We start from the raw sequence: 25,074 nt of genomic DNA, 5'->3' as shown, positions 1-25,074 counted from the left end.
GTGACGACGCCCTTCCGGCGTCGCGATCCGCAGCCAATTGCCCGGGGATGGGAACTGGCCGTCGCCGCGGCCGGTGGCGCCCTGATCGCTGTCGCGTTGGCGGCTCTGGTCGGTCTCGGGCTCGCCTCGGCGTTGTGGGGTGGTGGCTGGGTGTGGCCGCAGGGCACCGAGACGATCACCCACGTCCTCGGCGGACTGCTGGACGGCAACCCCGGCCGCGGCCTGCCGCCCGACCAACTGCGTCGGGTCGCCGGGCCCACCCCGGTGTACGCGTGTGTTGCCGTCGCCGAGCTCGTCCTGCTGACCGCCGCGGTCATCACCGCTGTCCTGGTCGCCCGCCACCGGCGCCCGGGCGACGCCCGCGGCGGCATGGCCACCCGCAGGGAGGCCGAGCAAGCCCTCGGGTTGCGCCAGCTCCGCGACGGGCGAGCGGTCATCCGCCCGGACCGATACCCGTCCAGAGGCAGCCGAGGCCGTGTCCATCGCCTCCTGTCCACAGGCGGCGACGCGATCCGGGGTCGCACCCACAGATCCGTCCCGAGCACCACTTCCCGATCGACATCCCCAGCACCGTCGAACCAGGCACCACCCGTCCGCACCGTGAAGGAGACCCCTCGATGAGCTCGACCGACGACGGCCTGAACGCCGATCTTCTCGCCGCCCGCGCCGAGGCTGCGGCACTGTTCGCCGCCGCTTCCCGGAACGACCAGGCCGGACCGACAGCGCAGCTCCACTGCCTCGCCGCAGCCACCGCCCTACGCGCACCCAGCGGCCCGGTGCCCGCGACCGCCGACGCCACCGACCCCGACCGGCTCGTCGAGCAGGCGCTGCGCATTCTCGGCAACCTGCCCGCTGACGACTTCGCGCAGCCCGACGTCCTCGCCGCGGCTCAGCACGGCCACCGCGCGCTGCGTGCGCCACGCTGATGGCCACCTCGCTCGGGCAGCTACTCGACGCCCTCGCCGACACAGCGCGGACCACGGACGACAGCGCAGCCGCGCGCGCCGATGCAGGCACCGCCTTGGGCCACCTGGGTCGGGCGCTGACCCACCTGCGCCGCGACGGCGTCTCCCCGTTCGCCGGCGATGGCCGCGAACAACAGGTCGCTGCCCTGGCTGCCGCCTGCACAGAGCTCGGCGTCCGCGCTCCGGCGACCGAGTCGGCGTTGACGCGGTTGGCGGCTGCCGCGGCCGACACCGTCGGCGTCCTGTACGACCACACCACCGTGACCAGCCGGTGGGCCGTCGCCACCGCCGTAGCCGAGACAGTGACGCCGCTGGCCGAGGTGGTCGCCCACCGCCTGCCTGCCGGTCCGGCGACGCAGTGGCACACCGAGGTCGAGCGTCAGGCGGCCCTGGTCCAGCAGACAGCCGCGCTGCAACCGCCGACACGCGCGGACGTCGCCATCCTCGACCGCCCCGTTCCAGGTCCCGCGGTCAATGCGTCCGTCGACCCGGCACGCGTGGTCCCCGATGCCATCGGCGTCCTACTCCAGGCCACGGCCCGAGCGAATGATCCGCCGTCGGTCACCGAGGTCCTGGCCTACACGATCGCCGCCCAGACACTCAGCTCCGCTGCGGAGCGCCTCGGCTCGACCGACGCACCACCGGCAGGTCAGACGACGGCGGCCGACGCCTGGCGCGCCGTCCGAGCATCCCTGCGTCCGTACGACGACGGTAGCCGCCGCTTCCACCAGCACACACCATCCGGCGTCACCGCAGCCGGTCGCCTCCATGGCGTCCTCCGCTCCGAGCCCGACCCGACCACCTGGACGGCGTCCCTGCGCTCATCGGTCACGTCCGCGGCTCAGCACCTGCCGACTCTCGCCACGCAGCTGCTCTACCGCACCGTCCGGTCCTGGGCGGACAACGGATCGCTGGTCGCCTACGCCCGTGATGTGCCGCCGCGCGAGGAGCGGGTGGCCGCGTACCTGCGCGGATATCAGCCCGGCGGGCTGGTTCGCGTCGACGCGACCGACCTGCAACCGGTCGCCGGAGCCCTGCACAACGCCCGCCTGCTCTCCCTCGCCGTTGCGGACCGGGCAGCCGATCCGGGCGCCCGCGCGATCGCCGGCTTCCCGCGCCGGGCCTGGGCCGCGAATCGGGCGCTGCTCGACGACCCGCAGACGCCGGTCGCGCTCAGCGTGGCCATCCAGCAGGCCCACCAGCAGCTGCAGGCGGCACGAGCCCAGCGGTCCGGGCCGAGCCGGGCACGCTGAAAGGAGAGACGGATGCTCACGTCAAGGTTCGACCCGACCGACGTCGGCTGGCGGCTGGGCCGCTCCTCCCAGCCGCACGGGGTGGAGCTGTGGTGCCGGTATGACCGCACCACCGGCGTCTACGGCGAGCAGGGGTCCGGCAAGACTCTCGACCTGCTCGCTCCCGCCCTGCTGGCCCACCGCGGCGCCGGCCTGGCGACGCTGACCAAGGTCGACGATTTGCTGCTGACCGCCGGACGACGGCAACGGCCCGCTGGCCCCGACGAGCCGCCGCGCCCGGTCGCGGTGCTCGATCCGTTCGGTGCGGCACCGGGATTGCCGGAGCTGGTGTGGGATCCGGTCGCTGGCTGCGTCGATCCTCGGATCGCCGAACGACGAGCCAAGGCGTTCGCCGCCGGCACCGTCGCCGGCGCGGTCACCGGCGGCCGGCAGGACAACGCCGCCCGGTTCTACGCCGCGGAGACCGCCAAGGTGCTGCAAGGATTCCTGCACGCGGCGGCACTCACCGGCCGCACCCTGGAGCACGTCCTGGAGTGGGTCGCCAACCCTGTCGCCGCCGAGCAGCCCGCCGAGATCCTGCAGCAGCATCCGCACGCGGCCCGGTTCTGGGACGGGCTGCTGGTCGGCGCGCTGCACGGCAGCCCGGACACCGTCGGCAACACTGTGACCACCGTCCAGCAAGCGATGGCCCTGTTCTTCCAGCCGGACATCAGGGCGCGCTGCGTGCCCTCGCGGGGACGGTCGGCGACCGACCTGGCCGACCTCATCGCCCGGCAGGGAACGGTGTACCTGCTCGGCCGTGAGGATCCGTACGCCTCGGCGGCACCGCTGATGACCGCGGTCGCGGAACACGTCCTCGACACGGCCCTGCAGGTCGCCACCACCTCGCCGCACGGGCGGCTGACCCCGTGCTTCCTGGCTTGCCTCGACGAACTGCCGTCCACCACGCCGCTGCCGACCCTGCGGGTGCGGATGGCCAACGAACGCGCGCTCGGTCTGTCGTTCATCTACGCCGCCCAGACCTGGAAACAGATGGTCGTCTCCTACGGCGAGGACGAAGCCCGATCGCTGTTCGGGCTCACCAACAACCTCGTCATCTTCGGCGGCGGCAAGGACGTCCACTTCTATCGGGAACTGTCCGACCTGCTCGATGACGTGCGGATCAGCCGGCGGACCGTCACCGAGGGGCCCGGCGGCATGGGCACGTCCCGCTCGGGTGAGGACGTGCGGGTGTTGCGCCCCGGCGACATCCGTCGCATCCCCGAGCGGCACGCTCTCGTCGTCGCAGGCACCGCGCCGCCGATCATCGCCCGGTTGCGGCGCTGCCTCGACGGCAAGGACGGTCAGCAGCTCACGACCGAGCTCGACGCCGCCCGTGCGCGTGTCAGCCACGCCCGCCCCGACACCGACGACGTCCAGCAGCGCACGGCTGCCGCGCTGGCCTACGCCCGCGACCACCGACTCGTCCCGAGCCGGCACGTCCAATCGGCCGACCCGCCGGTCGCACCGCAGTCCGAGACGCGGTCCTGGTGATCGTCCTGCCGTTCCCACCGCCACCCCTCGCGGTCCTGCGTGCGCTCGAACTGCTGGGGAACGCGCGTGGAGGCGACCGCGGGGGGGCGGCCCGAGCCGGCGCCCTGGCAGACCTGGAGCGCCCCTGGGAGCCGGCCGCCTGCACCGGGGAGCTGGGCGCAGCGGTCTGGAGCTGGTGTGACGACGTCGTGGCATGGATCAACCACGAGTACGCCTGGCGGCCCGCGCAGATGGTCCCGGCCTGCTGGTCCCACCACCCGCACATCGCCCGGGAGCTGCCCGTGCTGGCGGTGCTGCGGTGGGAAGCGGAGAACGCAGCAGGTCCCCAGCTGATGGAGGAATGGAACCGCTACGCCTTTCCGATGTTCTGCGACCGCATGGCGCAACGGCTCGGGGAGAGCACCTGCCGCACCGGCCGGCATCAGGACTGGCCGGCCGAAAGCCGCTACATCGCCTTCCTCGAGGCCTCGCCTCGATGATCAGCGCAGGTGCCAGCGGCTCACCGCGACGAAACGGGCGGACCAGGGCCAGGAAAAGACGTAGCCCCGGCGACATGACCAGAGATCAGCGGTCCACCGGGGCTTTCGCGGTCACTGTACGCCAGGATGGGTCGTGATGACAACGCCGACGCCGCCGGCCTTCCCACCGGCCGGTCGGTGGGTGGAGGCCTGGCTCAGTGCCCCGCGATTCGCGGTTTACCTGGCCTCCACCGGTACGGACCGCGACCGGGCGTTGGCGCTGTACGAGTGGAACGCTCAACTCAGCGCTGCACTGTTGCACGACCTGGCGCACGTGGAGGTCGGGCTGCGCAACGTCTACGACGTCGCCCTCTCCGCGCGCTGGCCCGGGCCTCCGCACTGGACTCTGGCCGCAGACACCGTCTTCGCTCCGGTGTACCGCACCCGGGGACGACGCCGCGTCGACGTAAACACCAGGCCCCGGGACAGCCTGCGCCACGCGATCGCCAACGCCGGCGGTCCGACCGCACCGCCAGGCAAGATCGTCGCTGAGCTCATGTTCGGCTTCTGGCGATACCTGAGCTCAGCGGCGCACGAGAAGACGCTGTGGGTGCCCGCGTTGCACCGCGCCTTTCCACCGGGCACCGACCGCGCCGTCCATGTCGACGGCCCGGTCGGCCGCCTGCACGACCTGCGCAACCGCGTGGCCCACCACGAACCCTTGCTGACCACCAACGTCGCCGGCCGACTGGCTGACCTGATCGCTCTCGCCGGCCGGCTCGACCCTCAGCTGGGCCAGTACCTGCAGGCCACCAGCGCGGTCTCGAGCGTTCTGGCCGCCCGGCCGTAAGGGCGCAGGTTCCGGCCGAGCGGCGCAGTAGACGCTGCAGCGGTTGGTCCCGCCAGCGCTGGGGGAACGCCGTGGTAGCGCTGCGCCAGGCAGTGTTCGCCTGACCGGCCTCAATCAGGGAGGCTCCCGTGACTTGGAGCGTCGCAGCCATCCCCGTACCCAGAGGCTGCCTCGTCTTCTTCGCCGACAGCTGGCTTGATGCGGTGATGATGTGCATGCGCGTGGGGTTGGAAGGCCGATCCGTCTTCCGCGTGGTGATATGACCACGGAGACGAGGCGGTTACCCTTCGCGTGGCCGCCACTCAATGCAGGGAGGCGAGGAAGACGGCGCTGCCAGCTCCAGACGAGCACTTGCTCTGGGCTCTTTCCGGTAACGAGTGTGCGCATCCTGAGTGCGGTCGGCGGCTGATGCAAGTCATAGACGGGGCCCTAGTCACTGTGGGTGAAGTCGCTCACATCCACGCTCAATCGACCAACGGCCCACGGTATCGGCAAGACCTGCTGCCGGAGGACGTGGATTCTGCGGCCAACTGTCTTCTCTTGTGTCCCGATCACCACAAGGCTATCGATCGCGGTCGACCACTCCCGGACGCCGAAGTGCTACAAGGGTGGAAGCGGCGACACGAAGGTAAGGTTGCTCGTGCCAGGGCGTCTCTCACCAGTCTCGCTTTCCCTAAGCCAGTGCCCGAGTATCAGACTCGTGATGAACTCACCACAGAAATCGAATGCGGGTTGGCGCAGGTCCATGCCGTCGTACTGGCGGGACTGTCCGGTAACGGCAAGACGCAGATTGCCGCGGACTATGCGATGCGCACTCAACGTCATCGTCATGTCTGGTGGCTGCGAGGAACAACCCTCGAAACATTGGATGCGGACACGAGCGCACTAGGGCGTGGCCTGGGCGTCGACAGGTGGCCCGACGAAGACCCTATTCGTTACGCTGGCAGGATACTGAGCGCGCTCGCTTCGTCGGAGGCGGGCCTGCTAGTCATCGACGACCTTGCCGACGAGGTCCTCCCTCTTCTTCAGTATGTGACCTCAAGTCTTGACTTGATAATTACATCCAAATCGCAAAGCTGGCCAGGCTATCCCGTAGTTCGCATCCCCATAGTAGACGCACAGGTGGGGCGCGGGATCTTTAGGTCCATTACAGGCCGAGTGGTGGATTCAGAGATCGAGGACGCGATCCTCGATCTATGCGCTGGCTCTCCGTTGGCAATCGCCCAGTCCGCCTCGTATCTCGATGAGACAGGCATGGACGCCGGTCGCTTCCTCGGCCTATTTGCCGCCAGTCGGGCCCGATTGCTAGACAGGGGAAAACTTTCGGGGCATGGGGGGCTGGCTGCATCCGTAAGGCTGTCTCGCGAGGCCTTGGACGGGACGACGCGGTCCGTCCTTGACCTTCTTGCCGTGCTAGGCCCTGGACCTTTTCCTATTGTCGCTATGCCAGAATTGCAGACACTACTACCAGCGCTCGGCGACGATTTAGCTCTAGAGGACCACTTGGCCTCGTTAAGAAAGTTCTCCCTCATTGAGCGTGGGCCGAAGGGTGTAGCCCTTCACGAGCTGGTTCGAGATATTGCGCGTGAGGTGCAAGGCGCCAACGAGCGTCGTTCCGCTGTGGTGCTGGCAGCCGCAGCGCTGCATGTTCTGGTGCCGGAGGATCCGTCACGTGATGCTGATCTGGTGGAGTTCGACTCTGTCGCCGGCCACGTGGACGCAGTCCTTGGGGAGTTGCGGGGCGAGGCTGCAATAGCGCCGCCCTTCACCGGCTGGCTAGCGAACAAATTCGGCCTCTACCTTCAAGCGCGCGGCCAGGATCGAAGGGCGGAAACGGTATTCCGCTCTGCTATCGAGGTCGTCGAGCGCGGGAGGGATGAAGATCGCTACGGGTTGGGTTCGCTGTATCACAATCTAGGGACAATCCTACAGGATGACGACAATCTAGATGGTGCCGAGGATGCCTTCAAGCACGCGCTAGACCTCAAGCAGCGCGAGGATGCAGATTCTCTACCGGCAGCCATAACGCTCTCCTCTCTCGCGATGGTGCAGTGGAAACGGGGGAACTACGCGGAGGCGCGTCAGCTGTTAGAGCGGGCGCTTCTCGTCTATGAGAGGGAGGGCGATGTCCCTCGAGCTGCAGATGCACTGCAAGACCTTGCAGGAATCATAAAGACCGCCGATCCTGCGGCCGCGCTGCGGCAGCTTCGAGAGTCCGTGACCCTTGCGCGGACCGCCGCGGTCGCGTGGCCGGAAGTGTGCATAGGGCTTGGGCGCATAGCGGAAGTTCACGAGGACGACGGAGACTTCGACGCCGCGCTGGGCTGTCTTGATGAGGCAGTTGAGATCTCCAGGGCGAACTTGGCAAATCATCGGCTTGCTTCGGTGCTTGCACAACGGAGCCATCTGAGAGCAGTGCGAGGCGAACTCCCCGAGGCTATTGCCGACGGCGAGGAAGCACTGTCGGTGATGGTGATGGTCGAGCCTGCCGGGGGCCTTGGTAGCGGAAGAAGGCGCGGAGACCTTGGAATCGTCCACTTCCAAGCAGGAAACCTCGATAGGGCCGTTGATCTGGTTGTTGAGTCCTATACCGAGATATCACGCCTCGTAAGGCGCGGGCATCATTCGGAAGTTATAGCGTTCGGCATCCTGTGTCGGGCGCTGGACTTCTGTGCGGGTCGACCAGACCTACTTGCGCGGCTAGTAGGACTGCTCGAAGCGGTCGGGGAGCAAGAAGCGCACGACTAATGCGGGCCTCAACGCTTAGCGGATACGATCCGTCGCCACACGAGAGCAGGTTCCCCTGCCGCCGCCTTCAGGGGACGGGCTGCCTGGCGGTGGCACGAGCTTTGAGAGGCACCTGCTCACGAATCACAACCCTTGGCGTGGCCGCGGCCGAGCTGGGAGGCGAGGGATTCGGCCCGCGGACGCACCTCGCTGGGCTGCCTGCACACTGTCGCCCAGCGTTTCCGGCCCTGTCTCTCTGTGGGACATGCCGGGGACGGAGGCCTCCACCCTCGGGTCAGTGGCCAGCTCGGGCAGCCGATCGGGCGGCCTTGTGCGGGCCGGCACGTGAGCATCTTCGGTCCGCGCTCGAGCGGCGTCGAAGACTTCGGACAGTGCGATATCGGGCGCGATGCTGGTGCGGGCCACGACGTGGGTGAGGTGCGCCGGCCAGCTCTCGGCGGGGAGGGCGGCGATGACCTCGGCGGCGCGGCGAGCGGCGTGGACCTGGCCTTCGACGGTGTCGAACCGGTCGGCGTAGACGGCGACGCGGGCGTCGATGAGTGCGCTGGCCAGGCTGTCGGAGGCCGCAAGGGCCCGACGCAGAGCGGCGGCGCCGGCCGTCTGCAGCAGCTCGGCGGGGTCCTTGCCGGTCGGAATGGCGAGGTGGCGGGGATCGTCACCACGGGCGGTGAGCTGCCAGAAGATCCGCTGGGCGGCCCGCTGTCCAGCCCGGTCGGCGTCGGTGGCGACGATGATCCCGGGCTTTCCGCCGCCGATGAATGGGCGTAGCGCGTCGGCCTGTGCGTCGGTGAAGGCCGTGCCCAGTGGGGCGATGCCGACGTAGTCGCCGTCGCCGGCGAGGGTGACTGCCAGCGCGTCGAGGGGGCCTTCCACGAGGACCGGGACGGCACCGCCGGTCAGCGCGGTGGCGCCTTCGGTGAGGCCGTACAGCTCGTGGCCCTTGGTGAACAGCGCGGTCTCCGCGGTGTTGAGGTACTTGGGGCCGGCGGGGGTCCCGTCCTCGTCGTGGTCGGGGTTGCGGCGGCCGATCCAGCCGTGGATCCCTTCGCCATCGCGGATGGCGAAGACGAGCCGGTCGCGGAAGCGGTCGATGACCCGGCCGGTGGATGCGTAGCTGCCGAGGCCGGCGGCGACGATCTCGGCGTCGGTGGCGCCGAGGCGGCGCAGGTGGCTGGTCAGTGCGGTCCAGCCCACGGGTGTGTAGCCGAGGGTGAACGGCTCCTCGTCGGCAAGGTCGGTGCCGAGCCGGTCGGTCAGGTAGGCCGGCGCCCAAGAGTCACGGAAGTGAGCGGCGAAGAAGTCGGCGGCCTGCTGGTTGAGCTCCAGGAGACGATCCCGGTCAACGCCAACTCCCTCTTCGTCAGCCCGGTCAGTTGCGGCTAGGTGACTCGGGTTGGTGGCCCGGCGGTCGGTTGGTGTCGAGACATGATGTTCGTCACCGGCCGGGTCGTCCCCGTACAGGTCCTCATGGAGAAGTTCGGTGTCGTCGGGTTCGACCAGACCGGCCAGCCAGTCGTCGGCGGCTACTCCGTCTGCAGTGGGCAGCTGATCGAGGTCGATCGGCGGCGTCGGCGCGTGTGCGCGTGCGGCGGACGCTGGGTCGGTGAGCACGCGGATCCGCCACACCAGGGCGGTGGCCAGCTCATCCGGGCGCAGTTGGTCGTCGTCGGGATGACCGGCGCGCAGCAGGTCATGGGCCGTGGACAGCACCTGGTCGGGCTGCCAACCGGCGGGGCGGGCAGCGGTGACGGCGGCGACCAGCGCGGGCCAGGCAGGGTCGGCGACCACCCGCTCGGCTGCTTCAGAGCCGAGGACGCTGGCCAGAACCGGGGTCCAGTCCGGGCGCAGCGTCTCCGGGACGTAGGAATCGGTGGCGGTCATCGCGGCGGGGGAGAGGTGCCGACACAGGCGCCACCACAGCGCGGCGGCGGGCTGCTCGTCCGGCAGGGGACGTTCGGCGGCGACGGCCCGGGCGAGCGCGGTGATGTCGATGCCGACGCGGTCGGCGGCGGCGAGCCGCTCGGCCAGGACCGGCCAGTAGGGGTCGCCGGCGATGCGTGGGTCGATGCTGTCGACAAGCGGTGCCCAGCGCGCGGTGAGCGCGCGCCCGTCGCCGAGCAGCCGCGTGACGCGGTCGTCAAGCGCCCGCTGGGCCCGGGCGTCAGCGGCGCGCGGCAGCGCCGGGCCGGTGGGACGGCGGTCGGCGTCGTCAACGCTGTGGGCGGTGCGCCAGACGGCGAGATCGGCGACCAGCTGGGGATCGCGGTCGATGAGCGGAAGCGCCCACGCGGGAGCGCTGGTGGGGGTCCAGGCGCGTGCACGGGCGGCGACATCGACGGCCGGTGAGCTGACCTGATCGGCGGAGTCGGCGAGGTAGGGGCCCCACTCGAGGTCGTCGCCGAGCGTCTTCGGAAGGCCAGGCAGCCACGGCAGGGGGCCGGTCCCGGGTGAGTGTCGTCCGGTGGGGTCGATACGCCAGTCCAGGACCGCGGCCACATCGCGGGCGTCGTCCAGACGTCGATCCGAGGCCAGGGCCTGCCGGAGGACGTCGGAGGGATCACGACCGGAGACGGCGCACAGCGCCAGGTGCGCGCGCAGGACGGGGTAGGCCGCCTGCGTGGTCAGGCCCGGCATCGCGGCGTCGGCGGCAGCGTCGATGGCCTCGAGCACCTCTAGGCCCAGGCGCTCCTCCGCGGCGGTGTTGAGCGCGTCGTAGTACCGATCTGCGGCGCAAGCAAGCAGAGCGGCGGGATCGGTCAGCTCGCGGGCCTGGCTGGTGGCTGAGGTCGGGGCGCCATCGCGAGCCAGCACACGAGTCAAGACGTCGACGGCGGTGGGCGGCAGCAGCGCGTCGCGGGTGATCACGCTGTGCGGGTCGCCGTCGCTGGCGGTGGTGAGGAAGAGGTGGTTGGCGTGTCGGCCGCGGGTCAGGGCGACGTAGAGCAGTTGGCGCGACTCTTCGCCGGTTGCGACGGTGTAGCAGGTGTCGGCGGTGAGGCCTTGCGCGCCGTGCACGGTGGTGGCGTAGCCCAGGCTGACGTGGTCGCTGACGTAGTCGGCGGGCAGGGTGAGGCGCCGTCCGGTGCGCTGGTGGACGACGTCGAGGGCGCCGGTGTCGCGGACGGCGGTGACCGTGAACCGGTCGCCGTTCTTGACCCAGTCGGTGGCGCCGATCGGGAGGGTGCGCTCGTTGCGGCGGGTGATGACCGCATCGCCGGCGGAGGCCTGCGAAGCGTCGGCGAGGGTGACCTGGGGACCGATCGCGCCGTTCTGCTGGGCGAGGCGGTCGCGGCGGGCGCGGGTGTTCAGTTCGGCGACCAGCTCGCGGGTGGGCGCCAGCATGATGGCGTCGCGCCCGGCGGCGCGGTCGTTCGACCAGGCGGTGTAGGCGTCGTCGGTCACCGTGGCCAGGTCCCCGACATGCACGCGTCCGTGATCGATGTAGTAGGCGAGGGCGGCCGGGTCGCCGTCGCGCAACGCCAGGGACGCGGCGCCCTCGGCGTGGTCAGGAGCACCGGTATCGGGGTCGGTGAAGCGCAGGACCTGCGAGAGGGTGACCGCACCGTGAGCGGCGGCGATGTCGCGCAGCACTCCGCCGGCGCCGATCGCCGCCAGCTGCTGGTCGTCGCCGATCAGCCGGACCGACCCGCCGGCCTCGGTGATGAACGCGATCGCCCGGGCCAGGTCGAGGGTGCTGGCCATGCCCGCTTCGTCGACGACCACGAGGCTGTCCGGGCCGATGCGCTTGACCCAGGGCGGGACGGCGTTGCCGGTGGATAGTGCGTGGATCAGCTTGGCGAGAGTGTCGGTGTCGGTGCCGACCTCCTCACCCAGCGCCGCCGCCGCAGCTGCCGAGGGAGCAAGGCCGACGACGTTGCCACCGTCGGCCCGCCATGCCGCGGACAGCGCACGCAGGGCGGTGGTCTTCCCGGTGCCTGCCGGGGCCAGTGCCAGTTGCACCCGGGTGCCGGAGGTGGCCAGCTGGCGGACCAGCTGCACCTGGCCGGGGTTGAGCTCGATCCGGTTGGCGGTGGACTCCAGCAGTGCGACGTCGACGGCCGCAGCCGGCACCACGCGTCCGTCACGGCGTCCGGCCGCGGCGAGGATGGCGCGCTCGGCGGCGAGGATCTCGGTCGAGGTGTACAGCGCCGAACCGGCCACGGTGTAGACGGAGCTGCCGTCCGAGCGGCGTAGCGCGGCTGGCTCGGCCACCGGCTCACGGCTGCCCAACGGCGTCGACAGGGACAGCGCTCTCTCGACGACGGCGTCGGTGGCTCCGTCGAGGTCGGTCAGCCGGATCGCGGCGGCGCGAGCCTGCCGCTCGGCCTCGGCGCGGACGTGGTTGACCTGCCAGGTCGCACGCGAGCTCTGCACCGCCGACAGCACGTGCTGGGCGGTCTGGTCGATCCATCTGCGCGTCGGGCGCTTCGCCTCGGGTCCGCGGCGGGGGGCGAGTGCACCCCGGAGGTAGTCGCGCAGGCCGCTCTCGCCGCCCAGCACCGCCAGCGCCTCGGTGCGCCAGGCGGCGCGCTGCTCGGCGTAGGAGCGGGGCTGGTGCTTACGCTGCCGGGTCTCGAGGTTGGCCCGCTGCGCCAGGGACACGGCCTCCTTCGGCGTCGGCGGTCGCCCGTGGTCGGCCTGGAACTGCGCCGACAGCTCCGCGCGGCGGCTATCGATCGACGCCCGCCGCGACGACCAGAGGCTGGGCAGCTCGCCATCGACGCCGACGATCTCGCGCACCGGGCGCTTGCTCGGGTCGGCGCCGGGACGGTCGGCGAAGCGGACGCCGAGCCGCTCGGTGAGCAGAGCCTGCAGGCGGGTGTTGTACCGCTCGGAGGCGGTGACGTTGTTCTTGTAGAGCAGCCGACCGTCGAGCGCTAGCCACCGCCCGTCGCGGGTCTGCACCTTGTTGCTGACGGCCACGTGGGTGTGCAGATCCGGGTCGCCGGCCCGTGAGTCGCGATGGGTGAACGCCGCCGCGATCAGCCCGCGTACCTCCACCTGCGCCACACCGTTGCGGCCCGTGCGGGTGTAGGCGGCGTGGTCCTCCAACCAGGTCAGGGTGTCTGCCACCGCGTCGGCGTGCGCCTGCTCGATGACGGCTGCGACCTCTGGCGGGGCGATCGCCCACAGCGTGGAGACGCTCTTGACCGGGCTGAACGTCAGGTCGTACCCGGCGACCGCGGTGGTGGCCTGCCGGGAGATGCGGGCCAGATGACCGGAGAGTTCGCGGGCGTCGGCCGGCGGACGCCCGTAGGTCTCGACGAACATCGTCGAGGCCAGCTCGGTGCGGATGCGGGCTCGTTCCTCGGCCGGCACGGGGGTGTCGGCGGGCAGGCCGAGCGCGGTGTTGTGGTCGCGGAACGCCCCTGCCGAGCGGCGGTGGAACACGTTGGCCTGCTCGTGAATCCGGTAGGGCGCGCCCAGGCGGCTGGCCTGATCGACCTGCTGGGGGGTCTTCCCAGCAAGCTGTGCATCGCGCTCGATCTGGTCGGCATTGGGGTGTCGCCCTTCCCCGAACAGCGCGACCATCTGCGCCTCGGTGACCCGGTCACCGACCGTAAAATCGGGCACGGCGGCAAGCCCGCGTCCCATCCAGACGCCCGGAGCCTCGCCCTTCTCGCTGTAGTAGTCGCCCAGGTTGTCGAACCCGCGGGTCGTGGCGTCGTGCGCAGCCACCTGGCGGGTCAGATACGTGTATCCGTCCCCCGCGGTGAGCTTGTGCAGCGTCATCACGACCCGACAATCGCGAGCACCTCTGCCACGCTCCGGCGCCGCGGCGCATCGACAAGCGGCGGTCCGGGCCGTGATGCATGAGGTGTGTCAGGTCGGAGGGGTCGGGGTGACGCCGGCTCCAGACGTCGGCCTGCTGGGGTGACGCTCGAGCCGGCAGCCGTGTCATGAGGGCGTGTGACGATCCGGCGGTCGGTCAGCTGAGAGAGCGGAGGAAGCGGTGGCCAGAACGGTGAGTCGGCAGGCGGCGGCGCTGACGAAGGCGCGGGAGCGACGACGGGCCCTGGACGCCGCCCGCGATGAACACGACCGTCGGGTCGAGCAGGCGACGGCCGAGGCGCTCGTGGCCCTGGAGGCGCGACGGGAGACCGAGCAGGGGCTGCAGGCGGCGACGGCGACGCTCGCTGAGACGCTGCGCGCCCTCCTGGCCGAGGATGTCTCGGCTGAGCGGGCGGCCGCGCTGCTGGAGATGGATACCGCCGAGGTACGGCGGCTGACGAAGATGACCGAACGGCCAGCGGCCACTCCGGCGAGACCGGTGGCCACGGGGAGCTCCTGATCGGCGCAGCCGAGCCGGCCCCATGGCCCAGAGGCAGCCGAGGTGACTCCAGTGGTCCCGCCGGCGGCGGTCGAGGACTCGCAAGCCGCCACCGGGAGCCATGGAGCGACACTAGGAGCGGCGTCAGCGAGGTCGAGGACTGGGACGAACCGGTGGTGATGAACCCACGGCCGGTGTCACGATGCGCCGGTGGGGCACTTCTGCGGCGACCGGCTGCGGCACGCTCGGCTCGCCGCCGGGTTGACCCGCGAAGATCTCGCCCAGCAGGCCGGCGTGCGCTCGGCCGACCGCGTCCGGGACTGGAGGCGGGGCGCGCACGCACCGCAGGCGCGGTACGTGCCGCGGCTGGCAGCCGCCCTCGGCGTTGACCCGGTCGCTCTGTACGACGTCGACCCGGCTCGCCCTACGCTGCGGGTGCTGCGCTTGGCCCGCGGCCTGTCCCTGGAGCAACTGGCCCAGCTGGCAGGCGTGCCGATCATGACTTGCCAGCGCATCGAGCAGGGCCGGGGCCACCGGCACGACCTGACGGCGCTGAACCGGGTGTCCCGCGCTCTCGGCATCCCTGCCGGCGCCAGGACGCGTGACCCGGCGTCAGCTGGTGGGCACGTGCCGTGCAACGACGTCGGCGGGTATCACCTGGCAGACGGCGGCGGGGCTGCACGTGGCCGGGTCCAGGGTGCCCGCCCGGGAGCGGAGCCGTTCGACGTCCGCGCGTAACGCGGTCAGCTCGGCGATGCGCCGGTCGAGGTCGGCGGCGTGGCTGTCCAGCAGGGTGAGGACGTGCTGGCACGGAGCTCCGCTGCTCGCCCGGACGGTGATGATCTCGCGGATCTCGGCCAGGCTGAGCCCGGCGGCTTGGGCCGCTTTGACGAATGCCAACCGGTCGACGGCGTCCTCGTCGTAGTCCCGGTAGCCGGAGGGACGCCGAGCCGGTGCGGGAAGTACGCCGGCGGATTCGTAGAACCGGATCGTCTTGGTCGTCAGCCCGGTTCGGGCGGCGAGCTGGCCGATACGCACCGGCGCACCCTACGACTTGACCTTCCAGCCCAGTGGAAGCCCTAGCGTCGGCTACCAGGTCATCGAGCCAAGCGGAGGAGCGGCACGTGGACGCAGTCGATCTGGTAGTCATCGGAACCGGCGGGGCGGCGATGGCTGCCGGCATCGAGGCACGCTCCCGCGGCAAGTCCGCCGTGCTGGTCGAGCATGGACCGCTGGGTGGGACCTGCCTGAACATCGGCTGCGTACCGAGCAAGAACCTGCTCGCCGCCGCCGGCCGGCGGCACCGTGCCCAGGTCAACCCGTTCCCGGCGGTGCCGACCGGCGCCGGCGACGTGGACATGGCCGCACTGACCGAGCAGAAGCAGGAGCTCATCGACCGGCTGCGGCAGCTCAAGTACGCCGACGTCGCCGAGGCGCACGGTTTCCCCGTCCGGTACGGGCACGCCCGGTTCGTCGACGAGCAGACCCTCGAGGTCGACGGGCAGCCACTGGTGGCGCCTGCGTACGTGGTGGCCACCGGCGCGGCCCCGCACATCCCCGACCTGCCCGGCCTGGCCGGCGTCGACTACGTGACCTCCACCACGGCGATGGAGCTGACCCGGCTGCCGGAGTCGCTGGTCGTGCTGGGCGGCGGCTACGTCGGGCTGGAGCAGGCGCAGCTCTTCGCGCACCTGGGCGTGCAGGTCACCGTCGTGGGCCGGTTCGCGCCGCACACGGAGCCAGAAATCGCTGCGGTGTTGCGTGAGGTGTTCGCCGACGACGGCATCACCGTGGTCGAGGAGCGCGGGGTGGCCGTGGCCGGCAGCGCCGACGGCATCGTGGTCACGACAAGCGGCGGCCGGGAGGCGCAAGGGCAGCGACTTCTGGTGGCCACCGGCCGGTACGCCGACACCGGCGACCTGGGTCTGGAGGCGGCGGGGGTGACGACCGATGAGCGGGGCTTCGTCGTGGTCGACGCGCACCAGCGCACCACGAATCCGCGGATCTTCGCTGCCGGCGACGTTTCTCGGGCGCCGCAGTACGTCTACGTCGCCGCGCAGACCGGGCACGCCGCTGCCGCAGGAGCGCTTGGTGCGCCGACAACCGTGGACTACCGCGGACTGCCCGGGGTGACGTTCACGACGCCGCAGCTGGGCAGTGCCGGCCTCACCGAGGAGCAGGCGCTCGCGCGCGGTCACGCTTGCGACTGCCGGGTGCTCGGCGCGCAGGACATCCCGCGGGCGCTGGCCAACCGGGACACCCGCGGCGCCCTCAAGCTGGTCATCGACGCCGACACCGGCAAGGTGCTGGGCGTGCACGCCGTACTCGACGGCGCCGGTGACGTGATGCTTGCCGCCACCTACGCGATCAAGTTTGGGCTGACCGTCGACGACCTGGCCGACACGTGGGCGCCCTACCTCACGATGAGCGAAGCGCTGCGCATCGCCGCCGGACTGTTCCGCACCGACAAGCCGACCAGCTGCTGCGCATGAGCGGAGGCATCCTGCTTGGGCACTGCGGGTCGGTTGCGTTCGCTCAGGTGCCAGTGTCGGAGTGCCTGGACGGCAGTACGGGGAGCCCGGACGTTCACAAGGACGGGCCAACCCGGTGAGGGCTGAGCGAGGCTCAGCCCCGGACGGTGGGGCAGTGGAACTCCGGTGACGAAGGACAGGAGGGGCGTGGCGGACGAGGAGCGGCGGCCGGGGATGCGTGCGGTGCTGGCCCAGCCGGAATTCCGGCGGCTCTGGGCGGCGCGCACGGTCAGCCAGTGGGGTGACATCTTCAGTTTCGTTGCGCTGGCCATCTTGATCTACCGGCTGACCGGCTCGGGGCTGGGCGTGGCGGGCGTCGTCGTCGCCGAGATCGTCCCGGTGCTGCTCATCGCCCCGATTGCCGGCGTGGTCGTCGACCGGCTGCCCCGCGTCCAGGTGATGGTTGCCGCCGACGTACTCCGTGCCGCCCTGGCCGGCGTGCTGGTGGTCTGGCACGACGACCCGCTGGTCATTTACGCGGTCGCGTTCGGCTTGTCCGCCGGGGCGGCGTTCTTCAACCCCGCGGCCAACAGCGTGTTGCCCTCGGTCGTGGCCGACCGGGAGATCGTCGCCGCCAACAGCGCCGTCTGGACCGCGGCGGTGCTGTCGCAGGTCGTCCTTGCGCCGCTGGCGGGAGGCCTGGTTGCCCTGGTCGGTCCCGGCTGGGCGTTCGGCATCAACGCCGCGAGCTTCGTCGTCTCGGCGCTGGCGCTGCGCGGCCTGCGGCTGGTCGAGCCGCCGGGCGAGGTCGGCCGCCGCCGGCTGCTCGCCGACGCCCGCAACGGCGTGGCCCTGGTCGGCCGCGACCGGCTGCTGCGCGCGCTTGCCATCGGACAGTTGCTGGCCGCGTTGTCGGCCGGGGCGACCAGCGCGCTGCTGGTCGTCCTCGCCGCCGAGCACCTTCGGGCACCGGCGGATGCCTACGGAATCCTGGTCGGCGCGATCGGCGTCGGCGCTGCCCTTGGGCCCATCCTCCTGCTGCGGTTCATCCCCGATCCACGCCGGCCGCTGTACGTGTTCGGCCCCTATGTGCTGCGGGGCGTGGTCGACCTGGTGCTCGCCTCGGTCCGCTCGCTGCCGGTCGCCGCCGCCGCCCTGGCCGTGTACGGCGTCGGAACCTCTACCGGCGCCGTCACCTTCAACAGCCTGCTCCAGTCGCACGTGGCCGACCGCACGCGCGGACGGGTCTTCGCCCTGATGGACCTGCTCTGGCAGACCGGGCGCCTGGCCAGCCTCGGCATCGGCGGGCTGCTCGCCGACACCATGGGGATCCGCGCCGTCTACTACCTCGGCGGCGTCCTTCTCCTGCTCGCCGCCGCCGTCGGCTTCGCCGCCAGCCGTGTCGCTGGCCCTGTCCTGCGCCGGAGCGGTGACGCCGCCGGCGAGCTTTGATTCGCCACGTCCTTGTAGTTATTGCCTGGTCGACTGGAACCGGCCGCCGCGGCAGGGGAAAAGGCCTACCTAGAAGGCCAGACTTCGACTACGGGGGGGGGCAGCACATTCTCCTGTACAGCGCCCGGAATCGACGTGCGCTGAAAGGGCAAGACACCGGCGGGCGTGTGCGCTCGGACAGGGATGAGGAGAGCCCCGCCCCGACCCCCGGTCTGGCGGGGCGGCCGGGGCGGTGCGCCCTTCTGGTCAGGTACTGGAAACTCAGTGAATCGCCTCCAATGCCGCTGGAGGGGATCAGGCGCTGTGGTCGGTGTCCTGGAGCATGTCAGGCAAAGGCGCACTGCACGACACTGACGGCCAGCGCGGCGGCGGCCGTGGGCAACGCCAGGGCCCCGGCCGCAACCGCCGTGCAACCAGCCAGTCGGCTGAGTCCGCTTCCCCCGATGCTGCCTGTGGAGAGCCGCTGGAGTCGCGCCGCAGTCAGGCGCCCGGCCATGGCGAGAGCTCCGACAGGCAGTGGGTGACCGGTCAGGCGAGACAAGGCTTCGCGGACCGCGGACGGTCCACAATGGCGGGCTGCCCGGCTGTCCGCAGCCAATTCCACGAGGTCTCGCGCGGCTTCAGGCGCTGCACGCAGCAAAGGGCACCACGGCAGAGCCAGGGCGAGTGTCTCGAGGATGGCCAGGATGAGGTGGTGTCGGCCCCTGAGGTGGGCGCGTTCGTGCTCAAGGGTGGCGTGCACGGCCGCGGGTGTCAGTTGATCCCGCAATCCCCGGCTCATGACGATCAGACCAGAGCGTCCGCCGATGGAGAGTGCCATGGGGCGCTCGTCCTCGATCCAGAGTGGGTCATGCGCCCGGCAGCCGGCGGCCAGCAGGCGCAGCTGCTGCAGGTGCGGGGCGTTGCGCCGCCGACGCCGAAGTCTTCTGTGGATGACGAGGCCGACTCTGGAGGCGATGAACGCGGCAGTCACCACCCCCGCGGCGGCGACAGCCTCCGCGGTCCCTGGCAGGACTCCGGAGGAGAGGGCCATCCAGCAGTCTCCGGCCAGACCGAAGGTGCCGGCATGATGCTCGTCGACGGGTAGGGCCACCAGGCTGAGCATGGCGAACAGCGAGGCGGCGAAGCCCAGCGTCGACAGAACCCAGCCGGTGAGCAGGATCGTCGGATCCAGGCGCCGATCCGCGAGCCACATCAGCACGCGGTGGCCGTGCCAGCCGAACAACAGAGTGCCGGCGATGAGAGCAACGACCGCGGTCACGGTTCAGCACTCCGCTTGGCGAGGCCGTCACGGAGGACTTCGGATTCCTCGTCGGTCGCGGTTTCGGCGAAGTGCAGGAGGACCGACCGTGGATCCTCCGAGGCCTCGAGGATCTCTCGCAGTGATGCCGCGGCCGCTGCTTCCCGGCTTCGTGCCGGGAGGTAGCTGTACGCGCGGCCGACCGCTTCGCGATCCACCATCCCCTTGCGGTGCAGGGTGCTCAACACCGTCATGACCGTCGTGTAGGCCAGGTTCCGCTGCACGGGCAGCCGCTCGAGAACCTCCCGCACGGTCAGTGCGGCGTCGGCCGACCACAGGACGCCCATGACGGCCGCCTCCAGCTTGCCCAGCGGTGGCACCGGTGCTCCTTCGTTAGTGCCGCAGCACGCTCTCCGTGCGTCGGAGCGGCGGAGTCGTGTCGGGAGCGGTCTCGCACGTTCCACGGTGTATCGGTCGCTGCACACTACTGGCAGTCGGCGAGGGAGTCCTCGTTCCAGCATGGCCGCAGTGGGCCGCAAGGCTCAGGAACCGTCGTCTCCGACACGGCAACTATTTGGCCCGCATAGTTGTCACGAAACGGTCACGCACCTATGTTGGCGAGGCTCGGTTCGGCAGTCGTCCTCCGCACATGGAGGCCCGTCCGGGCGCCGCCGAACGCAGGACGGGCGACCGTCCGAGACCGGGGACCCACCGCAGTACTGGGGTGAATCCTGCGAGCCGAACTGCCGGCCGCAGGTAGGGCGTCTTCCCGCCCGAATCCGTCAGCTAACTCGGTAGGCGGCCACTGGAAGACAGGAGAGCCGCCCGCCGTGGCGACTACCCATCGCGACTCCCTGCCCGTGACCCGCTCCGGCCCACAGTGGCGAAAGCGCACTCTGCTCCTGGCTGTCATCGCCGTCGTCGGGATCGATCTCGCCTCCGCCCCTGCGGCGGCAGCGCCGGGTGACCCCGTCACAGCCGAGGATGCAGCTTCTCTCGTCGCCGAGCGCGGCCACGAGCTGGAAGTTCTCACCGAGCAGTTCAACGAGGCGCGCGAGAACCTCGAGTCACAGCAGATGGCGGCGGCGGTGGCTCAGGATGAAGTCGCCGCAGCCGAGGCGGCACTGGCCGCGCTGAGTGACCAACTGGCAGCCGTCGCACAGACCGCGTACACGGGAGACGGACTCGGCGCCGTCCAGGCGTTCATGACCAGCGGATCCCCCGAGGAGTTCCTCGATCGGATCGCCCTCCTGGAATCAGTGGCCGGCCACCACAACGACGTTCTCGACCGAGTCGCGATCGCTCGGACCGCGGCCGAGGAGGCGCAGGCGGCGGCCGAGAAGGCAGCTGCCGAGGCGCAGCAGCAGGTTGACGAGGTCGCCGCTCAGCAGGCGGACCTGCAGTCGGAGATCGCCGAATACCAAGCCCAGTACACGGCGCTGACAGCCGCGCAGCGGGAAGAGGCCGACGCTGCCCACGGCGGACGGACGCTGGCCGCGCCGCCGCCCAGTGCAGTGGTGGCCGACAGCGCTGCGGCGCAGGCTGCCGTCGACACCGCAATGGCCCAGCTCGGGGACCCCTACGTCTGGGCCGCGGCGGGACCCGACTCCTTCGACTGCTCCGGGCTTACCCAATACGCCTTCGCAGCAGCGGGGATCTCGCTGCCGCACTCCAGCAGGATGCAGGCCACCATGGGCCAAGCGGTCCCGAGGGCGGAGCTCCAGGCGGGGGACCTCGTCTACTTCTACAGTCCGGTGAGCCACATCGGCATCTACATCGGCGGTGGACAGATGGTCCACGCATCTACGTTCGGTGAACCTGTCAAGGTCGGCTCTGTCGACATGTCGGGTTACGCGGGGGCGCGACGCATCGTCTGAAGGCTGGACCGCGAACTGTCGCCGTGAGGCGAACCGCCTCATGGCGGCAGGGAGTACTACGCGGCCTAGTAGCCTGAAGTCAGTCGTTGGGAGGTGGGATGTCGGCGCGACGCGTGTGGGCGCTGCTGCTGCTCGCTGCTGTCTTCTCCATGCACGGTGTTCAGTGCATGGCGGCCGACATGGACGCCGGCCACGGGACGGCGGCATCCGCGATGCCCGTGGTCCACGGCGTAGCGTCGGCAGAGTTCGTCTGGCCGGCGCTCACGGTCGTGGGGTATCAGTCGCCCGGCGTCGTCCCGGGCGCGGGTCCTGTCGCCGCCATATCCGGTCCGCCGCACGACAGTCCGTCGACGTCCGGTACCGCCTTCGGGGCGGTCTGTCTCGCGGTGCTTCTGACCGGCGTGGTCCTTCTGGGCGTGGCTGCGCTGATCCGACGAGTTCCAGGCTCCGTCGTCCGTGCCAGGGCGCCCTCAGTGCTGTGGCACGCCTGGTGGTCCAGGCTCCCGCGGCCACCGGATCTTTCCGCTCTCTGTCTCCTCCGGATCTAGGCCGAATGCCCAGACCCGCCAGCCATGTGCTCGGTCGGGTCCGTTCCGCATGCCTATGACACCGACCCAGGAGACTTGCAATGACGCGCACCACCGCTCGACTTGTCCGCCTTGCCGGCGGACTCATGACAGGCGCCATCGTGCTGGCCGGCTGCTCCGACGGAGGCGAAGGCGCCAGTGCTGGGAGCAGCGCCGAGGGCACCGCCGCCGCCGACAGCTCCGCCAACGACTCCACCGCCCACAACGACGCCGACGTGGCCTTCGTCCAGGGCATGCTCCCGCACCACGAGGGGGCCCTTCGCATGGCTCAGCTCGCCGATGGCCGGGCCTCGGACCCGAGGGTGATCGACCTAGCCGATCGCATCGAGGCGGCGCAGGGGCCGGAGATCGAGACGATGACCGGCTGGCTCGAGGCGTGGGGCGAGCCGCTGCCCGAGGAGGACATGGGCGGCATGGACCACGGCTCGGGCGGCATGGACATGGAAGGCATGTCCCAGGAGGACATGACAGCGCTGGACTCTTCCTCCGGCGCTGAGTTCGATCGGATGTTCCTCGAGATGATGATCCCGCACCACCAGGGCGCCGTGGACATGGCGGAGACCGAGATCGCCGACGGTTCCAACCCGGACGCCGTCGAGATGGCTCGGGAGATCGTCGAGTCCCAGACCGCTGAGATCGAGGAGATGCAGACGCTGCTGACTCAGTTGGGCGGATGACGCCGCGACGGGGTGGCGCTGTTCCAGCTTCGGGGCAGCGCCACCCCGTCGACAGCTTGCGCGGCCTCGCGGCTTCGCGCTTCGGCCGTAGAGCCGGAGCGCTCCCTCAACGTCAGCCCCTCCGTTTCGAAGGACTACCCCATGCGCGCTGGCATGCGTGGCTCAACCAGATCTGTTCGTGCGCCTCGTCGCCTCGCACTCTTGGCCGTCTCGGCCCTGTTCCTCACCCTTGCCGGTTGCTCGTCCAGCGACGTCGACCAGACCACGCCCGGGACCCGCTACGAGTTCAACGGCGCCACCTCTGCTGGCGAGGTGATCGAAGCCACCAGGCGCGCAGTCGCGCCATCCTTTAGCGGCGAACTTCTCGATGGCACACCGTTCGACTCGGCCGACCTGGACGGGGACATCGCCGTGCTCAACTTCTGGGGATCATGGTGTGCCCCCTGCCGCGTCGAGACCCCCGACTTCCAGGCCGTCTACGCGGAGGTGCGCGACCAGGGCGTGCAATTCCTCGGCGTCGACGTGAAAGACGACCGGCAGATGGCCAGCGCCTTCATGACCAACGTGGGCGCGGAGTATCCGTCGATGTTCGACCCGCGGGGCGAGGTCGCCATGGCCTTCCGGGGCTTCCCGGCCAACGTCGTCCCGTCGACCATCGTGCTCGACACGGAGGGACGGGTCGCCGGTGTCTATACCGGGGCCGTGGCACGAGACGACCTTCAGTCGGTGCTGTCGAGCCTCATGCAGGAGACCGGAGGATGACCGACCTCGGAAACTTGTTCGCCGACATCGTCACCGATGGGTCGCTGCTGGTGGCCTTCGCCGTGGCCGCGCTGGTCGGCCTGATCAGCTTCGCCTCGCCCTGCTGCCTGCCCCTGGTTCCCGGATATGTCGGCTACATCGCGGGGCTCGCCGGAACGGCAGTGGATGCGGAAGAACCGAGGGGCAGGGGAGCCGTACCCGCTCTCGGAACAGGGACACCGGTGGCGGCATCTGCAGGCGACGGCACGGGCGCCGTCAGGACGGCGGTCCGCAGCCCCGGCAGACGAAGAATGTTGATCGGATCCCTGCTCTTCGTCTCCGGCTTCAGCCTGGTGTTCATCTCTTTCGGCGCCCTGTTCGGTGGCCTGGGTCGGCTGCTGCTGGAGTGGGCACCGGTGCTGACCCGGGTGGCCGGTGTCGTGACCATCGGCATGGGGCTGGCGTTCCTCGGCCTGCTTCCCTGGCTGCAGCGAGAACGCCGTCTGCACCACCGGCCGTCCGGTGGCCTAGCCGGCGCGCCCGTGCTCGGCGTCGTCTTCGGGTTGGGGTGGACGCCGTGCCTGGGACCCACGCTCGCCGCGGTCAACACCCTCGCTTACGCAGAGGCCTCCGCGCTTCGTGGTGCAGTGCTCGGGTTGGCCTATTGCCTCGGCTTGGGGATCCCTTTCGTGGCGATGGCGCTCGGTGCCCGTCGCGTCGTTGGCGTGTCCGCTTGGGCGCGCCGACATGCCCACACCGTGACACGGATCGGCGGCGGCCTGTTGATCGTGCTCGGCATTCTGCTGCTCACCGGCTACTGGGATCGATTGATGTTCTGGCTTCGGGCATGGCTCGCGGCCACTGGATGGGGAGAGTCATTTCTGTGACCGACAAGTACTCACCGGCGGGGCCGGCGCGGCGTCCCTTGGTCGCGACGGCTGCAGCGGCCGCCTCGGCGCTGCTCCTCGCTGGTTGCACCTCCTCGTCCGGACAGTCGGAAGCAGCCGCCGCCGGAGCGACAGCCGGCATGCTGCCGTCCAGTCACATCCACGGTGTCGCGATCGACCCAGCTGACGGGCGGCTGCTCCTGGCCACGCACGACGGGCTCTTCGACGTGGGCGATGACGGCGAGTCAACCCATATAGGCCCGGTCATCGACCTGATGGGATTCGCCGTCCGCGGACCGGGGCACTTCCTCGCCTCAGGTCACCCCGGGCCGGACGCCGACCTGCCCGAGCCGGTCGGGCTGATCGAGTCGACGGACGGCGGCCGGACGTGGGAACCGCGATCCCGGCAGGGGGAGTCCGACTTCCATGCGCTGACTGTCAGCGATGCCGGGATCCTCGGTTACGACGGCTCACTCGTGCGTAGCGCCGACGGCGAAGAGTGGGAGCAACTACTGATCCCAGCAGCTCCGGCAGCACTCGCCGCGGCACCGGACGGGCGGACGATCCTCGCCACCACGGAGCAGGGGCTCCTCAGCTCCCTCGACGGCGGTAGGTCGTGGGTCCGGAACGACGGTGCGCCGCTCCTCCAGGTGGTCGACTGGGCTGACGACGGCATGAACGTCGCGGGGGTGGACTCGTCCGGTGCGGTGTGGACGAGCGCGGACGCAGCCCGGACCTGGCAGGCGGGGCCCAAGCTGGAATCACCCCCGCAGGCTGTGGCGGCGACGTCCTCGGTGGGGGCCTCGCTGAGGATCACCGTCGTCACGACCACGGCGCTGGTGGAGTCGGACGACGGCGGACTGACCTTTGAAGTGGTCCTGGAGGACTGAGGCGTGGCGGGTATGAGTCAGCGCAGGGAGCCGAAAGGCTCTCCTGCTGCCGCACCGGGCGATGCCCTCCCAGGTCCTGCTCGGGTGAGCACTTGATGCGTCATTGCATCACACCCCCTGGGGGTATAGGTTTCCAAGGCGTGGGTACTGGCGGGGGGTATCCGTCGGTCGGCG

Annotated in this window: 20 protein-coding genes, 2 pseudogenes and 1 riboswitch; of the genes and pseudogenes, 18 read left to right on the top strand and 4 right to left on the bottom strand. The window is 70.4% G+C overall.

All coding sequences use genetic code 11. From position 1 onward, the window contains the following. From D0Z06_RS14995 to D0Z06_RS14965, 8 genes and pseudogenes are all read left to right on the top strand, one after another. Positions 1-621: a conjugal transfer protein gene (locus D0Z06_RS14995; protein ID WP_233517702.1), complete on the top strand. Its 621-nt coding sequence runs from the start codon at positions 1-3 to the stop codon at positions 619-621. Beyond that, positions 618-926, top strand: coding sequence for a hypothetical protein (locus D0Z06_RS14990; protein ID WP_117378287.1), 309 nt, complete (start codon positions 618-620; stop codon positions 924-926). The genes D0Z06_RS14995 and D0Z06_RS14990 overlap by 4 nt, the downstream gene beginning before the upstream one ends. Then, positions 926-2,218, top strand: a complete 1,293-nt coding sequence (locus D0Z06_RS14985; RefSeq protein WP_117378286.1) for a hypothetical protein — start codon at positions 926-928, stop codon at positions 2,216-2,218. Before D0Z06_RS14990 ends, D0Z06_RS14985 begins: the two co-directional genes overlap by 1 nt. Positions 2,219-2,299: 81 nt before the next feature. After that, positions 2,300-3,751, top strand: coding sequence for a type IV secretory system conjugative DNA transfer family protein (locus D0Z06_RS14980; protein WP_233517701.1), 1,452 nt, complete (start codon positions 2,300-2,302; stop codon positions 3,749-3,751). Further along, positions 3,748-4,230 carry a hypothetical protein gene (locus tag D0Z06_RS14975; RefSeq protein ID WP_117378283.1) on the top strand — a complete coding sequence of 161 codons (483 nt, stop codon included), beginning with the start codon at positions 3,748-3,750 and terminating at the stop codon, positions 4,228-4,230. The genes D0Z06_RS14980 and D0Z06_RS14975 overlap by 4 nt, the downstream gene beginning before the upstream one ends. A 181-nt stretch (positions 4,231-4,411) precedes the next feature. After that, positions 4,412-5,059, top strand: coding sequence for an Abi family protein (locus D0Z06_RS14970; RefSeq protein ID WP_117378281.1), 648 nt, complete (start codon positions 4,412-4,414; stop codon positions 5,057-5,059). 408 nt (positions 5,060-5,467) lie between these two features. Then, positions 5,468-5,626 (top strand): annotated as a pseudogene (locus D0Z06_RS27160) (HNH endonuclease); the annotation flags it as partial. Positions 5,627-5,740: 114 nt separating this feature from the next. Further along, positions 5,741-7,807: a tetratricopeptide repeat protein gene (locus D0Z06_RS14965; RefSeq protein ID WP_233517700.1), complete on the top strand. Its 2,067-nt coding sequence runs from the start codon at positions 5,741-5,743 to the stop codon at positions 7,805-7,807. Between the two features lie 123 nt (positions 7,808-7,930). Here D0Z06_RS14965 and mobF read toward each other — a convergent pair whose 3' ends face one another. Beyond that, positions 7,931-13,540 (bottom strand): MobF family relaxase, encoded by a 5,610-nt coding sequence (gene mobF / locus D0Z06_RS14960; RefSeq protein ID WP_233517719.1) that lies wholly within the window; start codon positions 13,538-13,540, stop codon positions 7,931-7,933. A 220-nt stretch (positions 13,541-13,760) separates the two neighbouring features. Between mobF and D0Z06_RS14955 the strand changes: the two genes are divergently transcribed. Both D0Z06_RS14955 and D0Z06_RS27155 read left to right on the top strand, forming a co-directional pair. Further along, positions 13,761-14,099: a hypothetical protein gene (locus D0Z06_RS14955; RefSeq protein WP_117378275.1), complete on the top strand. Its 339-nt coding sequence runs from the start codon at positions 13,761-13,763 to the stop codon at positions 14,097-14,099. 189 nt (positions 14,100-14,288) lie between these two features. Next, a pseudogene (locus D0Z06_RS27155) lies at positions 14,289-14,654 on the top strand (helix-turn-helix domain-containing protein); the annotation flags it as partial. Between the two features lie 36 nt (positions 14,655-14,690). Here the strand turns inward: D0Z06_RS27155 and D0Z06_RS26390 are convergent. Further along, entirely contained in the window at positions 14,691-15,116 is a 426-nt protein-coding gene (locus tag D0Z06_RS26390; RefSeq protein ID WP_117378271.1) for a heavy metal-responsive transcriptional regulator, read from the bottom strand. A gap of 86 nt (positions 15,117-15,202) precedes the next feature. On the opposite strand from D0Z06_RS26390, the gene merA reads away from it, so the two are divergent. Both merA and D0Z06_RS14935 read left to right on the top strand, forming a co-directional pair. Then, a complete protein-coding gene (gene merA, locus D0Z06_RS14940; RefSeq protein ID WP_117378270.1) occupies positions 15,203-16,570 on the top strand; it encodes a mercury(II) reductase in 1,368 nt (455 codons plus the stop codon). A gap of 186 nt (positions 16,571-16,756) precedes the next feature. Beyond that, the gene (locus D0Z06_RS14935; protein WP_233517699.1) at positions 16,757-18,001 is read left to right on the top strand and encodes an MFS transporter; all 1,245 of its coding nucleotides are present in this window, start codon (positions 16,757-16,759) and stop codon (positions 17,999-18,001) included. Positions 18,002-18,326: 325 nt separating this feature from the next. Here the strand turns inward: D0Z06_RS14935 and D0Z06_RS14930 are convergent, their stop codons facing one another. Next, the gene (locus D0Z06_RS14930; RefSeq protein WP_117378268.1) at positions 18,327-19,262 is read right to left on the bottom strand and encodes a M56 family metallopeptidase; all 936 of its coding nucleotides are present in this window, start codon (positions 19,260-19,262) and stop codon (positions 18,327-18,329) included. Beyond that, a complete protein-coding gene (locus D0Z06_RS14925; protein ID WP_117378266.1) occupies positions 19,259-19,621 on the bottom strand; it encodes a BlaI/MecI/CopY family transcriptional regulator in 363 nt (120 codons plus the stop codon). Before D0Z06_RS14925 ends, D0Z06_RS14930 begins: the two co-directional genes overlap by 4 nt. Positions 19,622-19,900: 279 nt before the next feature. Next, a riboswitch (cyclic di-AMP (ydaO/yuaA leader) is annotated at positions 19,901-20,057 on the top strand. A 44-nt stretch (positions 20,058-20,101) separates the two neighbouring features. On the opposite strand from D0Z06_RS14925, the gene D0Z06_RS14920 reads away from it, so the two are divergent. The 6 genes from D0Z06_RS14920 (at position 20,102) to D0Z06_RS14895 (ending at position 24,900) form a co-directional block, all read left to right on the top strand. Beyond that, positions 20,102-21,118: a C40 family peptidase gene (locus D0Z06_RS14920; RefSeq protein ID WP_233517698.1), complete on the top strand. Its 1,017-nt coding sequence runs from the start codon at positions 20,102-20,104 to the stop codon at positions 21,116-21,118. Between the two features lie 98 nt (positions 21,119-21,216). Next, positions 21,217-21,666 (top strand): DUF6153 family protein, encoded by a 450-nt coding sequence (locus tag D0Z06_RS27280; protein WP_458339535.1) that lies wholly within the window; start codon positions 21,217-21,219, stop codon positions 21,664-21,666. 80 nt (positions 21,667-21,746) lie between these two features. Continuing rightward, on the top strand, positions 21,747-22,382 hold the full coding sequence (locus D0Z06_RS14910; protein WP_117378260.1) for a DUF305 domain-containing protein: 636 nt from the start codon (positions 21,747-21,749) through the stop codon (positions 22,380-22,382). A gap of 201 nt (positions 22,383-22,583) precedes the next feature. After that, complete coding sequence (locus tag D0Z06_RS14905; protein ID WP_233517697.1) at positions 22,584-23,144, top strand: TlpA family protein disulfide reductase; 561 nt, start codon at positions 22,584-22,586, stop codon at positions 23,142-23,144. Then, entirely contained in the window at positions 23,141-24,010 is an 870-nt protein-coding gene (locus D0Z06_RS14900) for a cytochrome c biogenesis CcdA family protein (RefSeq protein ID WP_199522331.1), read from the top strand. Before D0Z06_RS14905 ends, D0Z06_RS14900 begins: the two co-directional genes overlap by 4 nt. Further along, positions 24,007-24,900: a F510_1955 family glycosylhydrolase gene (locus tag D0Z06_RS14895; RefSeq protein WP_233517696.1), complete on the top strand. Its 894-nt coding sequence runs from the start codon at positions 24,007-24,009 to the stop codon at positions 24,898-24,900. The genes D0Z06_RS14900 and D0Z06_RS14895 overlap by 4 nt, the downstream gene beginning before the upstream one ends. Positions 24,901-25,074: the final 174 nt, after the last annotated feature.

This window comes from Geodermatophilus marinus, from assembly GCF_003428645.1.
Classification (GTDB): Bacteria; Actinomycetota; Actinomycetes; order Mycobacteriales; family Geodermatophilaceae; genus Geodermatophilus.
This window is presented reverse-complemented; position numbering and strand designations above follow the sequence as displayed.

What these genes read in the sequence shown, in the direction of transcription:
- D0Z06_RS14900 (WP_199522331.1), top strand. Translation starts at nt 23,141, where the DNA reads ATGACCGACCTCGGAAACTTGTTCGCCGACATCGTCACCGATGGGTCG.
- D0Z06_RS27280 (WP_458339535.1), top strand. Translation starts at nt 21,217, where the DNA reads ATGTCGGCGCGACGCGTGTGGGCGCTGCTGCTGCTCGCTGCTGTCTTC.
- D0Z06_RS14990 (WP_117378287.1), top strand. Translation starts at nt 618, where the DNA reads ATGAGCTCGACCGACGACGGCCTGAACGCCGATCTTCTCGCCGCCCGC.
- D0Z06_RS14985 (WP_117378286.1), top strand. Translation starts at nt 926, where the DNA reads ATGGCCACCTCGCTCGGGCAGCTACTCGACGCCCTCGCCGACACAGCG.
- mobF (WP_233517719.1), bottom strand. Translation starts at nt 13,540, where the DNA reads ATGACGCTGCACAAGCTCACCGCGGGGGACGGATACACGTATCTGACC.
- D0Z06_RS14910 (WP_117378260.1), top strand. Translation starts at nt 21,747, where the DNA reads ATGACGCGCACCACCGCTCGACTTGTCCGCCTTGCCGGCGGACTCATG.